Here is a 14,761-nt window from a genome sequence, read left to right on the forward strand (position 1 = left end):
CCCCTCAGTCGAGGATGAAGCTTTCCAGGTAGGCGGGATTGGCGCGGTCGAGCATGGACTGCGACCGGGCGCGGATCTGCCGGTCGCTGTGCTCGCCGGCCGGGAGCATCCAGAAGCGGTCGGCGCGGATGCCGTCGACGACGTGCTCGGCGACCTCCTCGACCGGGGTGAAGTCCACCTGGCGGCCGGCCCGCCTCATCGCGGCCTCGTACTGCTCCAGGCTGCGGTACGGGGTCTTGCGCGGGCGCTGCTTCGCATACCGCTCGGGCCGGTTGCGGTGGGACTCCCACAGGCCGGTGCGCAGCATGTGCGGGCCGGGGAAGAGGACGGAGGCGCCGACCGGCGCGCCCTCCGCCTTGAGGTGCGCGTAGAGGGACTCGGTCATGGTGACCACGGCCGCCTTGGTGACGGCGTAGACGGAGGCGGTGGGCAGCGGGGCGATGCCGCCGTCACCGGAGGAGGTGTTGACGACGTGTCCGGGCCCGCCGGCGGCGATCATGCGCGGGACGAATGCCTGGATACCGTGGAAGACGCCCCACACGTTGACGGAGAAGGCCCACTTCCAGTCGTTGGGCTCGTGCTCCCACATCCGGCCCTCGGCGCCCGAGCCGACGCCCGCGTTGTTGCAGAGCACGTGGACCGCGCCGAACGCCTCGTACGCCGCGTCGGCGAGGGCGAGCACGCGGTCGCGGTCGCCGACGTCGACGGGCCGGGCGAGCACCTCGGCCCCGTCGGCGGTGAGGGCGTCCGCCGCCTTGCGCAGGGCGCCCTCCTCCACGTCGGCGAGGACGACCCTCATCCCCTCGGCGGCGAAGCGGCGGGCCATGGCGAGGCCGATCCCGCTCGCGGCGCCGGTGACGACGGCCACCTGTCCCGGTTCGAGTCGCATGTCACACGCTCCCCTCGGGCGGCCCGTCCAGGATCTGCATCGGGTCGTCGTAGCGCTGGTGGATGTAGGGGAGCAGGGCCCGAGCGCTGACCCGCTCGACGACCCTGCCCTGCTGGTCGGTGGTCTTCTCGCCGAGGGTGATCTCCACGATCCGGCGGACGGCGAGGTCGGCGACGGGGTCGAACATGGACTCTCGGAGCACCACGTCACCCGTGATGTGCTCCAGCCTGCGCACCTTCTCGTTGCGCGTGCAGTGCACCAGGACCGGGTCGGCGTCGAATCCGGAACCGTCCACGGCGGGCAGGAACTTGAAGTAGAAGTCGGTCTTCCGGGTCGGCGCGGGCAGCGGCAGCTCACGGTCGACGGCCCCGCGCACCTCGACGAAGGCGATGCCGTGCCGGGCCAGACGGGCCCGTACGACGAGACCCTCGCGCTCGACGGTGACCTCGCCCAGCTTCTTCGGCTCACCGAAGACCTCGCGGCCGCCGGTCAGGGCGCGTTCGTGGGTCATCGGCATGACCAGCGGGTACCAGCCCTCGACCTCGCCGTGCCGGGCGGCGACGGCCACCGAGCCGGCGCCGAGGGGGTAGCCGGGGAGGTCGACCTTGCTGATGCTGGCCCGGACGAGCGGCCGGTCGGCCGGCTTCAGCGGCGGGGGCAGGACCGCCGCCACCGCGTCCGGGTCGCTCTCCCAGACCGCCACCACGCCGGTGGACCAGATGTCGGGGAGCCGGGAGCTCTTCTCGCGCGATGCCGCGATCTCGGCTTCGGTCCGCGCTCCGTACCGTACGCGTGCCATGTCCCGCACCATCTCTCGTCTAGGCGGAGTCGGTTCTGTAACACAGTTACACCGCCGGCGATGAAGGGTGAAGACCCGTGCGGGCAGAAAACTGACGGACCGCCAGATCGACAGGCAGGTGGGGCTGACTCCATGGCCAGAAGCACGCTGACCCGCGAAGAGGTGCTAGACGCCGCCGCGTCCCTGGTCAAACAGCACGGCCCGGCCGCCCTCACCATGCGCAAGCTCGCCGCCGAGCTCGGCACCGCGGTGACCTCCATCTACTGGCACGTCGGCAACCGCGAATCGCTGCTCGACGCCCTCGTGCGCCGGACCGTCGAGGAGATGGGCGCGATCCTCCCCCGGACCCCCTCCGGGGGGACCCCGCCCGCCGGCCGCACCCCGGCCGACCGGATCCTGTCGGTGGCCCGGACCCTGCGCCGCGAACTGCGCGAGCGCCCGCACCTGATCGCGATGGTCCACGAACGCGGCCTCACCGAGCGGATGTTCCTGCCCGCGCAGCAGGCCCTCGTGCACGAGGTGCACGCCGCGGGGCTGCGCGGCACCCGTGCGGCCGACGCGGTGCGCGCGATCCAGTTCCAGATCGTCGGCTTCCTCCTCGTCGAGCGCAACCGCGAACGCGCGCCGGCCCAGTCCCCCGCCGAGAGCGACCTCTGGGACCCGGCGGCCGCTCCGCACGATCCGGCGCTGGCCCGCGCGCTGGCCCGCCCGGCCGATCCTGAACGGCTGTTCGTGCTCTCCGTACGCGCCCTGGTCCGCGCCCTCCTCGAACCTCCCGCGCGCTGAGGGCCGTCCCACGTGTGAGCGGCTAGAGTGCGCGTGCGACGCGATGAGGGGGCACGATGGCCAAGGTCAGTATCAGTCTCGACGCCGAACTCGTGGTGGAGGTGATGGTCCTGGCCGGGGTGGGCTCGCCCCAGGACGCGATCGAGGCAATTGTGCGGGACTACATCGCCCGTGGCCACCGCACGGAGGCCCGCACCGAGCTCACGGACCAAAACCTGCGCGAGCTCGACGTCAAGTCGCAGGAGCCGCAAGGCTGAACAGCCCTGCCGCTGCTCGGACTGCCTCGCGACGCATCCGAGGACTCGTCGGCGCAGAAGGCGAAGGGTGCGTACGGGACAGCCCTCGGCGCCGCCCGCGCCGTGGGCCGGCGGCCCCGGGATCGGGGCATCGCGGGCACGGGTGTCAGTCGGGGCCGATATCCTCTGTGACCATGCTCGACGACCGTACGACCGCAGAGACGACGTGGCCGGCCGCGTACCCCCAGGGGTACGCGGTCGTCGACGTGGAGACCACCGGGCTCGCTCGCGACGACCGGATAGTCTCCGCCGCCGTCTACCGGCTCGACGCGCGGGGCAACGTGGAGGACCACTGGTACACGCTCGTCAACCCGCAGCGCGATCCGGGGCCGGTGTGGATCCACGGGATCACCAGCGACATGCTGGGCGACGCACCGCTCTTCGAGGACATCGCCGTGGAGTTCGCGGACCGGCTCGCGGACCGGGTCCTGGTCGCGCACAACGCCATCTTCGACTGGCAGATGATCGCTCGGGAGTACGCCCGGGCCGCCGGGGCCGCGCCGGTCCGTCAACGCCTGTGCACCATCGCCCTGTCGAAGGAGCTGAACCTCCCGCTGCCCAACCACAAGCTGGAGTCGCTCGCCGCGCACTTCGGCGTGGTCCAGCAGCGCGCGCACCACGCGCTCGACGACGCCCGGGTGCTGGCGGAGGCGTTCCGCCCCTCCCTGCACGCGGCCGCGCGGGACGGCGTACGGCTGCCGCTCCTGGAATGCCGGCCGCTGACGGAGTGGTCCGACTCCCCCGCCACCCCGCGCGTCGGCCACCAGGCCTCCTACCGGGGCGGCGGCTGGCGGCCCTCGCGCAAGCGGCCGCCGTGCCCGCACCCCAACCCGGGGCGCTACGAGGACGGCAGGCCGCTGAGGCAGGGCATGCGGATCGCGTTCTCCGGCGACACCTCCGTGGACCGGGAGCTGCTCGAGGACCGCGCGGTCGAGGCGGGCCTGCACATCGCGACGAGTGTGTCGCGGCTCACCAGCCTGCTCGTGACGAACGACCCGGACTCGGCGACCTCCAAGACGGTCAAGGCGAAGTCCTACGGCACGCCGGTCGTCGACGAGGCCGCCTTCACCCAGCTGCTGCGGGACGTGGCACTGGCGCAGGGCGCGGCGGACGGCGCGGACGACGGCGCTGACGCCGGGACGGACGGCGCCGGGCACGGCGCGGGCGGGAACGGCGCCGTCGGAAACGGCGCGGGCGGACGCCCGGAGCGCGCCGCGGACTGAGGCCGATTGCGCCGGGCGGGTGCAGGCGCGGCGACTCACCCCGGTGGATCTTGTTCCGATCCGCCGCCGTGCGGAGCATGCGGCGCATGGCACGTTGTGAGGTCTGCGGAAACGATTACGGCATGTCGTTCGAAGTGCACGCGCAGGGCGCCGTGCACGTCTTCGACTGCTTCTCCTGCGCCATTCACCGCATGGCGCCCATCTGCGAGCACTGCCGGGTCCAGATCATCGGCCAGGGCGTCGACGTCGAGGGGCAGTGGTTCTGCGGAGCGCACTGCGCCCGCGCGGAGGGGAAGGCGGGCATCAAGGACCACGTCTGACACCGCGCCCCGCACCCCGCGGCCCCGATCCCTTCCCCGCCCGTCCCGCCCCGGACCGCCACCCGGCCGTCCGGGGCCGACCCCGCTGGGGGTACCGTCGTGGGCGTGTACCGCTTTGTACTGACCCGGCAGTGGGTGTGCCTCACCCTCATCGCCCTCGCCCTCATCCCCGTGATGATCAAGCTGGGGTTCTGGCAGTTCCACCGGCACGAGCACCGGGTCGCGCAGAACGCGCTCATCGAGGCGAACCTGCGGGCGGAGCCGGTCCCCATGACCCGGGTGTCCGCCCCCGGCCACCGGGTCCCGCGCGCGGACTTCTGGCGGGCGGTCACCGCGACCGGCACGTACGACGCCTCCCACGAGGTGGTCGTCCGGATGCGGACCGACAAAGACGACAAGGTCGGCTTCCACGTCCTGACCCCCCTCGTCCTCGGCGACGGCCGGGTGGTGCTCGTCAACCGGGGCTGGGTGCCGGGCGGCGACGACCCCCGCGCCTACCCGCCGGTGCCGGCCGCCCCCGCGGGCGAGGTCACGGTCACCGGCCGCCTGAAGGCCGACGAGACCAGCGGCGGCAGCGGCATCAAGGACCGCAAGGGCCTGCCGGACCGCCAGGTGATGCTGATCAGCAGCACCCGGCAGGAGCAGTACCTCGGCAAGCCCGTCCTCGGCGGCTACCTGGAGCTCACCTCCCCGGCCCCGGCCGGCGGCAGCCCCGAGCCCGTGGGCGAGCCCGACCACGACTCGATCGGCGCGCACATGGCGTACGCCGTCCAGTGGTGGCTGTTCGCGTCCGCGGTCCCGGTGGGCTGGGTGGTCCTCGTCCGGCGCGAGAAGCGCGACCGCGAGGAACAGGCGGCCCGATCCGGATCCCCCGCCGAAAGCGAACCCGCGACGGCGTAGCGTGTCGGCATGGATCTTGGACTGAAGGACCGTGTCTACATCGTCACCGGGGCCACGCGCGGCCTCGGCTTCGCAGCCGCCCGGGAACTGGCCGCCGACGGGGCCCGGCTCGTCGTGACGGGCCGCGACGAGCAGCGGACGGCCGCCGCGGCCGGCGAACTCGGCCCGGACGTGGTCGCGGTGGCGGCCGACAACGCCGACCCGGCGGCGGCCGGGCGGCTCGTCGCGGCCGCCCGCGAGCGCTTCGGGCGCCTCGACGGCATCCTCATCAGCGTCGGCGGCCCCGCCCCGGGCTCCGCACTGGACAACACCGACGAGCAGTGGACGGCCGCCTTCGAGTCGGTCTTCCTGGGCGCGGTACGCCTGGCCCGGGCGGCCGCCGCCGAACTGGGCGAGGGCGGCGTCATCGGCTTCGTCCTGTCCGGCTCGGTCCACGAGCCGATCCCCGGCCTGACCATCTCCAACGGCCTGCGCCCCGGCCTGGCCGGCTTCGCGAAGTCCCTGTCGGTGGAGCTCGGCCCGCGCGGGATCCGGGTCGTCGGCCTGCTCCCGGCGCGGATCGACACCGACCGGGTGCGGGAGCTGGACGCGCTGTCGGGCGACGCGGCGGCGGCCCGCGCCGCGAACGAGTCCAGGATCCCGCTGCGGCGCTACGGCGCCCCGGAGGAGTTCGGCCGCACGGCGGCGTTCCTGCTCTCGCCGGCGGCCTCGTACCTGACGGGCGTCATGCTCCCGGTCGACGGCGGCTCCCGGCACGGCTTCTGACCGGTCCCCCGCCCGTGCTCACGTGACGCGCCGGGCCTTGTGGGACGTCACCTTCAGGCGGGCCTCCGCCGGCAGTACGGCGAGGCCCGCCGAGGCCCGTGCACGGGCCAGGACCGGGTCGGCGAGGGCGGCCAGCACATCGGCCGGAACGGCATGGGGCTCCAGTTCCAGCGCGATGCGCAGGGACGGCGCGGCGCGCCTGCCGCGCAGCGCGACCCGGCAGCGGGCCACCCCGTCCAGGGCGCCGGCCTCCCCCGCCACCGCCTCCTCCAGGGCGCGTCCCCGCAGCACGGCGAACGCCCCGTCGCCGGTGTCGACCTCCAGGGCCCGCAGGCGGGCCCGCCTCAGCTGGGCCAGCAGCCACCACAGCGACAGCAGCACGCCCAGGGCGAGGCAGGCGATCACCGCCCACCACCACCAGCCCTCGGCGTGCCAGTACCTGCGCCGGGCCTCCGTGAGCAGCGGCACGTGGCGGCCGCGCAGCGGCCAGGTCGCCGCGAGCACCGCCGTCCCGGCCGCCAGCAGGACCAGGCCGGTCACGGCCAGCAGGACGCGGTTCACCACCCCGAGCATCCGGTCACCTCCCGACCCGGACGTGCGGATGCGGCGGGTGCGCGAGGCCGAGCTCCCCGACGCCGGCGGTGACCACGGTGTCCAGGTCGGCCCGTACGTCGTCCAGTTCCCGGAAGTGGGAGGCGGCCCGGACCCGGACCCGGGAGCGGCCCACCTTCACCCGGGCCGACCGCACCCCGGGCACCTCCATGGCCCGGTCCCGCAGCACCTGCGCCGCGTCCTTGCGCCCGAGCCCGGCGCGCAGACCGGTGTCCGCGGCCGCGTCCGGAATCCGCATGGTCAGCATCCCGCGCAGGCCGGGGGTGAGCGCCAGCAGCAGGAGCAGCGCACCGGCGGCCACGAGCACCCCGCCGCCCACCTGTACGGCGAGGTCGGCCGGGGTCTGCCGGTCCAGTTGCCGGGCGAGCTCGCGGCGCCAGCCCATGGCGGGCCGGCCGGCCCGTACGGCGGCCAGGTCGTAGAGGAACAGTCCCGCCACGCCGAGGACGACGAGCGCGGTGAGCGCGGCCGGCACGCGGCGGGAGGATCGGAGCCGGTGGGCGCGGGGTGCGCGCGGGGCGGTGTCCGTCATCGCAGCCGCCGGTCCCGTCCGGCGGCGGGCCGGGCGTGCGCGGGGTGCAGGTGCTCGATGTCGATGTCGACCTCGGGTACGGACATGGCGGCGCACTCCTCGATCCGCAGGGCCACCCGGCGGCGCACTGCGGCGCACTGCGCGCCGAGGTCCGAGGGGTAGCCCAGTTCCAGACTCACCCGGACCCGGGCGATGTCGTGGTGCACGGTGACGGTGGCGTGCGGGGCCGCCGCCCCGGCCGGCGGCTGGTCGAGCGCCTCCCGGGCGGCCTGGGCCGCGATCTTGGCGACGACCCGGTCGGCGATCCGGGTGGCGCCCCGGTCGGCGGGGGCAACCCGGGTCACGGTCGCCCGGGACGGACCGTCGGGGGGCGCACCGGCCGTGGGCAGGTCTGCGGCGGGCGGGGTCGCCTCGGGTGGGGTGCTGCTCATCGGCGCCTCACCCGCGCCGGTCGTCTCGGCGCCGGAACACGTCCCCGGGGTCCAGGTCCCCGTCGAGGAACCGGCCGGCGATGAAGCCGACGGCTCCCAGCGCGGCCACCAGCAGGAAGGCCCCGAAGCCGCCGAAGTACCCGGCGAACGCCAGGGCCATGCCGGCGAAAAGGCCGGCGATCGCCATGCTCATCGCGTGGTTCCTCTCGGCTACTGAAGCCTGGACTCCGGCTCGTCGTCGGGCTCGTCGGGCAGTTTGACGTCGCTGACCGCGATGTTGACCTCGACGACCTCCAGGCCGGTCATCCGCTCGACCGCCGAGATGACGTTCTCACGGACCGCGCCGGCGACCTCCCGGATCGACACGCCGTATTCGACGACGATCTCCAGGTCGAGGGCGGTCTGGACCTCTCCCACCTCCGCCTTGACCCCGCGGCTGACGGAGGCCTTCGGGCCTCCGGGGACGCGGTCGCGGACCGCGCCGAAGGTACGGGACAGGCCGCTGCCGCTGCCCATCGCGTGGACACCGACCACCTCGCGCGCCGCCAGACCGGCGATCTTCTCGACCACCCCGTCGGCGATCGTGGTGCGTCCCCGGTCTGCAGGCGCCTTGGCCAGGCTGCCCGATGCGGATTCGGTCATCGCATGTCCCTTCGCGCGTTCGGACTCACTCCGCACCACGGTAAGCGCGAAGCGCCGAACCCGCTGTAGGGCCGCGGCCGAGTGGTTCGATGCGCGGAGATTCCTCGCCGCCCGCCGCCCCCGGGGCCGGTCCCGGTGCGGCGGGCGGCGGCGGGTTTCAGTCCGAGAGCCCGGCCAGGTCGCGCAGGCGGCGGGCCTGGGCGGCGCGCTCGGCGGCCCGCTGGTCGTCGTACGGCCGGGACTGCGCGCCGCGCAGCAGCGCCTTCGTCTCGACGACGGCGTCGCGCGGCGGGGCGAGCAGGGCGGTGGCGAGGTCCTGGACGGCGGCGTCGAGCTCGTCGGCGGGGACCACGAGGTTGGCCAGGCCGACCCGCTCCGCCTCCTCGGCGTGCACGAAGCGGCCCGTGGCGCAGATCTCCAGCGCACGGGCGTAGCCGACGAGCGAGGTGAGCGGCTGGGTGCCGGCCAGGTCGGGCACCAGGCCCAGGCTGGTCTCGCGCATGGCGAACTGCACGTCGTCGGCGACGACGCGCAGGTCGCACGCGAGCGCGAGCTGGAAGCCGGCGCCGATGGCGTGCCCCTGCACGGCGGCGACGGAGATGACGTCGTTGCGCCGCCACCAGGTGAACGCCTCCTGGTACGCGGCGATCGTGGAGTCGAGCAGTTCGTCCGAACCGCGTGCCAGGTCGAGGAAGGACGGCTCGCCCTCGAAACCCTCGGGGGTGAACGCCTGCCGGTCGAGCCCGGCGGAGAAGGACTTGCCCTCACCGCGCAGCACGACGACCCGGACGGTGCCCGGCAACAACCTTCCGGCCTCCGCCAAAGCCCGCCAGAGCGCGGGGGATTGGGCATTTCGCTTGGCCGGATTGGTCAGTGTCACCGTGGCGAGCGAGTCGTCGACGGTGAGTCGCACGCCGTCCTTGTCGAGCAGAGTCATCCGTATGCCTCCGGAGTGCAGTCGGCCGCTAAGCCGGCCTAAGTGACTGCACAGTAACCACCCGGTCGGCCGGATGGCCGCCCGGGGGTCACCGGAGGAAACGTCGGACCATGTGGAGCGTCACACTGTGGAGCATCGGAACCGTTGGGCCCGGGATCAGGCCGTAGCGGCCTTCTTGCCGCGCGTCGCACCACCGCGACCGCGCAGCGAGACCCCGGACTCACTGAGCATCCGGTGGACGAACCCGTAGGACCGGCCGGTCTCTTCGGCCAGCGCCCGGATGCTCGCACCGGAGTCGTACTTCTTCTTCAGGTCTGCCGCGAGCTTGTCGCGCGCGGCGCCGGTTACCCGGCTGCCCTTCTTCAGAGTCTCGGCCACCCGTGCCTCCTCGTGGGAAGTGCGCTCTGGACTTCTCATGATCACCCCTCCCGCGCTTCCTGGCCACCCATTCAGCAAGGTCGGTACGACCGCATTTCCCGAGGGGTGGACACCGGAGCAGAGCGGAATCTCCCCTTCCGCCGCATGACCTGCGTCACACTTCCCGCCCCGGCCCGGGAATCACCAGGTCAGAGGCGTGGAGCGGACGAGCAAACGGCCCCGGCCGCGCGCTGGGCCGAGCGCGGCCGGGGCCGTCGTGCGACGCGCGACGGTACGAGACCGTCTCACTCAGATGATGGATCACGGCTGAGCCGAATGATCCATAAGGGATTGGATCAGGCGAGGGCGACCAGGTCGCGGTAGTCGGGGCCCCACAGGTCCTCGACGCCGTCCGGCAGCAGGATGATCCGCTCCGGCTCCAGCGCCTCGACCGCGCCCTCGTCGTGCGTGACCAGGATGACCGCGCCCTTGTAGGTGCGCAGGGCGCCCAGGATCTCCTCGCGGCTGGCCGGGTCGAGGTTGTTGGTGGGCTCGTCGAGCAGCAGCACGTTCGCCGAGGAGACCACCAGCGTGGCCAGGGCCAGCCGGGTCTTCTCCCCGCCGGAGAGCACTCCGGCGGGCTTGTCCACGTCATCCCCGGAGAAGAGGAAGGAGCCGAGCGTCTTGCGTACGGCGACCAGGTCCAGGTCGGGCGCGGAGGAGCGCATGTTCTCCAGGACCGTGCGGTCGGGGTCCAGCGTCTCGTGCTCCTGGGCGTAGTAGCCCAGCTTGAGCCCGTGCCCCGGCGTGACGGTGCCGGTGTCGGGCTTCTCCGTGCCCGACAGCAGGCGCAGCAGGGTGGTCTTGCCGGCGCCGTTGAGGCCGAGGATGACCACGCGGGAACCCTTGTCGATCGCCAGGTCGACGTCGGTGAAGATCTCCAGCGAGCCGTAGGACTTCGACAGGCCCTCGGCGGTCAGCGGGGTCTTGCCGCAGGGCGCCGGGTCCGGGAAGCGCAGCTTGGCGACCTTGTCGGAGACGCGGACCGCCTCCAGGCCGGACAGCAGCCGCTCGGCGCGCTTGGCCATGTTCTGCGCGGCGACGGTCTTGGTCGCCTTGGCGCGCATCTTGTCGGCCTGCGAGTTCAGGGTGGCGGCCTTCTTCTCCGCGTTCTGGCGCTCGCGCTTGCGCCGCTTCTCGTCGGCCTCGCGCTGCTGCTGGTAGAGCTTCCAGCCCATGTTGTAGACATCGATCTGGGACCGGTTGGCGTCCAGGTAGAACACCTTGTTCACGACGGTCTCGACCAGGTCGACGTCGTGGGAGATGACCACGAAGCCGCCGCGGTAGTTCTTCAGGTAGTCCCGCAGCCAGACGATCGAGTCGGCGTCGAGGTGGTTGGTGGGCTCGTCGAGGAGGAGGGTGTCGGCGTCCGAGAAGAGGATCCGGGCGAGCTCGACGCGGCGGCGCTGACCGCCGGAGAGCGTGTGCAGCGGCTGGCCGAGGACCCGCTCCGGCAGGCTGAGGGCGGCCGAGATGGTCGCGGCCTCGGACTCGGCGGCGTACCCGCCCTTGGTGAGGAACTCGGTCTCCTGGCGCTCGTACTGCTTGAGCGCCTTCTCGCGGGTGGCGCCGGCGCCGGTGGCGATGCGCTCCTCGTTCATCCGCATCTTCTTGATCAGGACGTCGAGGCCGCGGGCGGACAGGATCCGGTCGCGGGCCAGGACGTCGAGGTCGCCGGTGCGCGGGTCCTGCGGGAGGTAGCCGACCTCGCCCGAGCGGGTGATGCTGCCGGCCGCGGGCTGCCCCTCGCCGGCGAGGCACTTGGTGAGGGTGGTCTTGCCCGCCCCGTTGCGGCCGACGAGGCCGATGCGGTCGCCCTTGGCGATGCGGAAGGAAGCGGACTCGAGGAGGATGCGGGCGCCGGCGCGCAGCTCGATACCGGTGGCGGTGATCACGGAAATGCTCCAGGGCGGTCGGGACGGCGGAAGGGGGGCAGGACGCGAAGCTTCGACGCCGCTAATCCGCGAGGAGATTTGCCATGGAAGACATTCTACCGGGGCTCTGCAACTGGTTTCCGGGCCGGTCGGCGGCCCCGCGTCCGCCCGTCCGCGCCCCCGTCCGGCCGGTGGGCCGGACCGATGGGCCGGACCGCGGGACCGGGACGCGGGACGGGGTATACGGGTTGATACTCACCGCAGGGGCGCCCGCCCGGCGCCCCCGCGGGTCCCACGTGTGGAGGACGGTGCGGCATGCAGTTCGACGACGACGCCCAGCTGGACACGGCCGAGGTCACGGACGCGCGCGGCAGCCGCGTCCCGGGCGGGAGGGCCACCATCGGCGGCGGGCTCGTCGGACTGGTCGCGCTGGTGCTGGGCCTGCTGTTCGGGGTCGGGCCCGACCAGCTGGGGCTGTCCACCGGCGAACCGGAGCCGGCGCCCGCCGCGTCCTCCGTCAGCCAGGTGGAGCAGACCTGCAGGAGCGGGCGGGACGCGAACACGCGGGAGGACTGCCGGCTGGTCGCGGTGGTCAACAGCACGCAGGACTTCTGGCGCCAGGAGTTCACCCGGCGCAGCGGCACCTACACCCCGGCGAACACCTTCTTCTTCCAGGACCGCGTGAGCACCGGCTGCGGCACGGCGACCTCGGCGGTCGGCCCCTTCTACTGCCCCGCCGACCGGCGCGTCTACCTGGACCTGGCGTTCTACGACGACCTGCGGACGAAGTTCGGCGCGAGCGGCGGCCCCTTCGCGCAGGCGTACGTGATCGCCCACGAGTACGGGCACCACATCCAGAACCTGACCGGGACGCTCCAGCGGGCCCAGGACGGGCGGCAGGGAGCCGCCAGCAACTCGGTGAAGGTGGAGCTCCAGGCGGACTGCTATGCCGGGGTGTGGGCGCACAACGCGACCAAGACCCCCGACGAGTCCACCGGCCGGCCGCTGATCACCTCGCTCACCGACGCGGACATCCGGGACGGGCTGGACGCGGCGGCCGCGGTCGGCGACGACCGGATCCAGGAGAAGGTGCAGGGCCGGGTGACCCCGGAGTCCTGGACGCACGGGTCGGCCGAGCAGCGCCAGCAGTGGTTCTACCAGGGCTACCGCACCGGTGACATGGCCCAGTGCAACACCTTCCGCTGACCGCCGGCGGGGCCTGCCATGCTGTGACGTGGGTCACCGTCACGAGAGGGAGTGATCGTCATGGCAGGCGTTCCGTCCATCTGTCCCACGCTGGTCTACCGCGACGCGAAGGCGGCCATCAAGCTGCTGACCGAAGCCTTCGGCTTCAGCCAGGTCGCGGTCTACGAGGGTGAGGACGGCGCGGTGGTGCACGCGGAGCTGGCCTACGGCAACGGCGTGGTGATGCTGGGCAGCAAGGGGACCGGTGGGGTCTTCGACAAGGCCATGGGGGATGCGGGGCCCTCGGGGGTGTACGTCGTGGTGGAGGACGTCGACGCCCACCACCGGCGCGCCGTCGAGCACGGCGCCGAGATCCTGATGGCGCCCAACGACCAGGACTACGGCTCCCGCGACTACATGGCGCGGGACGGCGAGGGCAACATCTGGAGCTTCGGGACGTACGCGCCGCAGGTCTGAGACCCGCGGCGGGTACGCCCCCGCCGCTCGCCGACCGAGGCCCTGTCGTCGAAGTCCCGCCTGGCCCCACGTCGACGACAGGACCTACGCGCCGCCGGTGTGGACCTGGAAGGCGGCCCGGCGGACCGCCTTGGCCAGGGCCGGGTCGGGGTGGGCCGCCGCCAGCGCGACCAGCACCTGCACGGTGCGCGGATGGCCGACCGCGCGGACCTCGTCCAGCAGCCTCGGGACGGTGGTCCGGACGGCCGAGTCCAGGTGGCGGGCGAGCAGCTCGGCCTCGCCGTGGTCGGCGATGGCGGCCGCGGTGTCCACCCAGAGCCACGTGGACTCCTCGGCGGTGAGGACGTGCTGCGCCTCTTCGGGGTCGACCCCGTCGTGCTCGGCGAGCCAGAGCAGGGCGTAGGGGCGCAGAGCGGGCTCCCGTACGGCTGCCCGCACCTCGGGTTCGGCGGGGGCGCCGACCACGCGCAGCGCCTCGAAGGCGAGGCCGCGCAGCAGGGCGTCCTCTCCGCGGGCGGCGTGCAGGAGCTCGCTGACGGCGTGCCGGACGGGACGGGCCGCGAGCCAGGCCCGGTACTCGGCGCGGGCCGGGCCCGGGGTGAGCCGGGCGCAGCCGTGCAGCATGGCGGCGGCGGACTGCTCGATGTTCCCGGCGGGGCTCTGGGCGGCCACGCAGATCTGCTCCAGCTTGACCCAGACCGCCCAGCTGCCGAGCGGGGTGAGCGCGGCCCGTGCGGGGCCGAGGGTGACGGCGTCCACGGCGGCGAGTCCGCCGAGCGCCCAGCGCAGCAGGCGGGCGAGCGGGACGGGGCGGTTCTCGGCGGGGCCGGCGGCCGGGGCGTTCCGGGGCGGGGTGTCCGGCTCGCTCGCCCGGGCCGGGGCCTCCGGCTCGCCCGCCCGGGCCGCCGCGGGGTCCGTGTCGTAGGGGATCTCGCACCGCTCGTCGCGCAGTTCGGTGACGCGCTGCCCGAGCAGGTCCAGGAGGTCGGGCACGGTCACCGGCCCGGCGGACAGCTGGAGCAGGGACAGCAGTTGGGGCATCGCCTCGACGACCTCGGCGACGGCCGCGGGGGCGATGTCGGCCGGGGCGGGGTGCACCAGGGACCAGGCGTCGAAGAGGGCGACCCAGCCGCGCAGTACGGCGGTGTCGTCGCGCTCCCAGGCGCGCAGGCGCCAGCCGGGCCGGGCGTGGCCGCCGTGCACTTCGACCAGGCCGGCGAGCCGGGCGCGGTCCCAGCCGACCCTGATCTGGCCGTGCGTCAGGTTCAGTTCGGCGGCGGCGCGTTCGACGTCCTCCGCGCGCAGGGCGCCCGTGGGGGCCGGCCTCCCCCCGTCGCCGGCACCGAGGTGCTGTTCGGCCCAGCGGGTCAGGCGCACGGCGTCGGACAGCGAGGCGCGGGCCCGGTTCGCGAGGTCGGCCGTGGCGGGGGTGCCCGCCGGGGGCCTCGGGGCGGGCCGGGTGCGCCGGTCCGTCACCGCCTTGCGGGCCGCGGCGACCGAGCGCGGGGAGACGAGTCGGAGTCTGGAGTCGCGAGCCAACTGCTCATCAGGCTTTCGGGACGTCACGGAAGCAGTCTCGCCCGTCACCGGCCGAAAGCCCAAACGGAACCAGCCGTTTCCGAGGCGGGCCCGAGCGCAGACCGGGGCAACTCACCCGCAGGACCCCCGATGCCCCT

The 14,761-nt window shown here is 73.6% G+C and carries 19 protein-coding genes; 8 read left to right on the top strand and 11 right to left on the bottom strand.

The genetic code is table 11. The features are described from left to right. Positions 1–4 precede the first annotated feature (4 nt). Together AC07FY_RS31180 and AC07FY_RS31185 are read right to left on the bottom strand one after the other, a co-directional pair. Positions 5–889, bottom strand: coding sequence for an SDR family NAD(P)-dependent oxidoreductase (locus tag AC07FY_RS31180; protein ID WP_479013196.1), 885 nt, complete (start codon positions 887–889; stop codon positions 5–7). 1 nt (position 890) lies between these two features. Next, complete coding sequence (locus AC07FY_RS31185; RefSeq protein ID WP_479013198.1) at positions 891–1,688, bottom strand: acetoacetate decarboxylase family protein; 798 nt, start codon at positions 1,686–1,688, stop codon at positions 891–893. Between the two features lie 132 nt (positions 1,689–1,820). Between AC07FY_RS31185 and AC07FY_RS31190 the strand changes: the two genes are divergently transcribed. The 6 genes from AC07FY_RS31190 (at position 1,821) to AC07FY_RS31215 (ending at position 5,978) form a co-directional block, all read left to right on the top strand. After that, positions 1,821–2,474 carry a TetR/AcrR family transcriptional regulator gene (locus AC07FY_RS31190; protein ID WP_479013201.1) on the top strand — a complete coding sequence of 218 codons (654 nt, stop codon included), beginning with the start codon at positions 1,821–1,823 and terminating at the stop codon, positions 2,472–2,474. 56 nt (positions 2,475–2,530) lie between these two features. Beyond that, complete coding sequence (locus AC07FY_RS31195; protein WP_479013204.1) at positions 2,531–2,731, top strand: DUF2191 domain-containing protein; 201 nt, start codon at positions 2,531–2,533, stop codon at positions 2,729–2,731. 173 nt (positions 2,732–2,904) lie between these two features. Continuing rightward, the gene (locus tag AC07FY_RS31200; protein WP_479013207.1) at positions 2,905–3,993 is read left to right on the top strand and encodes a DEDDh family exonuclease; all 1,089 of its coding nucleotides are present in this window, start codon (positions 2,905–2,907) and stop codon (positions 3,991–3,993) included. Positions 3,994–4,079: 86 nt separating this feature from the next. Then, positions 4,080–4,313 carry a hypothetical protein gene (locus AC07FY_RS31205; RefSeq protein ID WP_479013209.1) on the top strand — a complete coding sequence of 78 codons (234 nt, stop codon included), beginning with the start codon at positions 4,080–4,082 and terminating at the stop codon, positions 4,311–4,313. 105 nt (positions 4,314–4,418) lie between these two features. Beyond that, positions 4,419–5,213: an SURF1 family cytochrome oxidase biogenesis protein gene (locus tag AC07FY_RS31210; protein WP_479013212.1), complete on the top strand. Its 795-nt coding sequence runs from the start codon at positions 4,419–4,421 to the stop codon at positions 5,211–5,213. A gap of 9 nt (positions 5,214–5,222) precedes the next feature. Then, the gene (locus AC07FY_RS31215) at positions 5,223–5,978 is read left to right on the top strand and encodes an SDR family oxidoreductase (protein WP_479013215.1); all 756 of its coding nucleotides are present in this window, start codon (positions 5,223–5,225) and stop codon (positions 5,976–5,978) included. Positions 5,979–5,996: 18 nt separating this feature from the next. Here AC07FY_RS31215 and amaP read toward each other — a convergent pair whose 3' ends face one another. From amaP to AC07FY_RS31255, 8 genes are all read right to left on the bottom strand, one after another. After that, positions 5,997–6,551: an alkaline shock response membrane anchor protein AmaP gene (gene amaP, locus AC07FY_RS31220; protein ID WP_479013218.1), complete on the bottom strand. Its 555-nt coding sequence runs from the start codon at positions 6,549–6,551 to the stop codon at positions 5,997–5,999. 4 nt (positions 6,552–6,555) lie between these two features. Next, on the bottom strand, positions 6,556–7,122 hold the full coding sequence (locus AC07FY_RS31225; RefSeq protein ID WP_479013221.1) for a DUF6286 domain-containing protein: 567 nt from the start codon (positions 7,120–7,122) through the stop codon (positions 6,556–6,558). Continuing rightward, positions 7,119–7,553 (bottom strand): Asp23/Gls24 family envelope stress response protein, encoded by a 435-nt coding sequence (locus AC07FY_RS31230; RefSeq protein ID WP_479013224.1) that lies wholly within the window; start codon positions 7,551–7,553, stop codon positions 7,119–7,121. Before AC07FY_RS31230 ends, AC07FY_RS31225 begins: the two co-directional genes overlap by 4 nt. A 7-nt stretch (positions 7,554–7,560) precedes the next feature. Continuing rightward, positions 7,561–7,746: a hypothetical protein gene (locus AC07FY_RS31235; RefSeq protein ID WP_479013227.1), complete on the bottom strand. Its 186-nt coding sequence runs from the start codon at positions 7,744–7,746 to the stop codon at positions 7,561–7,563. A 17-nt stretch (positions 7,747–7,763) separates the two neighbouring features. After that, entirely contained in the window at positions 7,764–8,195 is a 432-nt protein-coding gene (locus AC07FY_RS31240; RefSeq protein ID WP_479013230.1) for an Asp23/Gls24 family envelope stress response protein, read from the bottom strand. 157 nt (positions 8,196–8,352) lie between these two features. Then, the gene (locus AC07FY_RS31245; RefSeq protein WP_479013232.1) at positions 8,353–9,132 is read right to left on the bottom strand and encodes an enoyl-CoA hydratase/isomerase family protein; all 780 of its coding nucleotides are present in this window, start codon (positions 9,130–9,132) and stop codon (positions 8,353–8,355) included. A gap of 156 nt (positions 9,133–9,288) precedes the next feature. Next, on the bottom strand, positions 9,289–9,510 hold the full coding sequence (locus AC07FY_RS31250) for a helix-turn-helix domain-containing protein (RefSeq protein ID WP_030010789.1): 222 nt from the start codon (positions 9,508–9,510) through the stop codon (positions 9,289–9,291). Positions 9,511–9,845: 335 nt separating this feature from the next. Next, the gene (locus AC07FY_RS31255; RefSeq protein ID WP_479013235.1) at positions 9,846–11,444 is read right to left on the bottom strand and encodes an ABC-F family ATP-binding cassette domain-containing protein; all 1,599 of its coding nucleotides are present in this window, start codon (positions 11,442–11,444) and stop codon (positions 9,846–9,848) included. 294 nt (positions 11,445–11,738) lie between these two features. On the opposite strand from AC07FY_RS31255, the gene ypfJ reads away from it, so the two are divergent. Together ypfJ and AC07FY_RS31265 are read left to right on the top strand one after the other, a co-directional pair. Next, positions 11,739–12,629, top strand: coding sequence for a KPN_02809 family neutral zinc metallopeptidase (gene ypfJ / locus AC07FY_RS31260; protein WP_479013238.1), 891 nt, complete (start codon positions 11,739–11,741; stop codon positions 12,627–12,629). Positions 12,630–12,689: 60 nt separating this feature from the next. After that, complete coding sequence (locus AC07FY_RS31265; protein ID WP_479013241.1) at positions 12,690–13,085, top strand: VOC family protein; 396 nt, start codon at positions 12,690–12,692, stop codon at positions 13,083–13,085. A gap of 84 nt (positions 13,086–13,169) precedes the next feature. Here the strand turns inward: AC07FY_RS31265 and AC07FY_RS31270 are convergent, their stop codons facing one another. Then, positions 13,170–14,651 (bottom strand): hypothetical protein, encoded by a 1,482-nt coding sequence (locus AC07FY_RS31270; protein ID WP_479013244.1) that lies wholly within the window; start codon positions 14,649–14,651, stop codon positions 13,170–13,172. Between the last annotated feature and the right edge of the window lie 110 nt (positions 14,652–14,761).

Source organism: Streptomyces sp. NPDC045967, assembly GCF_056430495.1.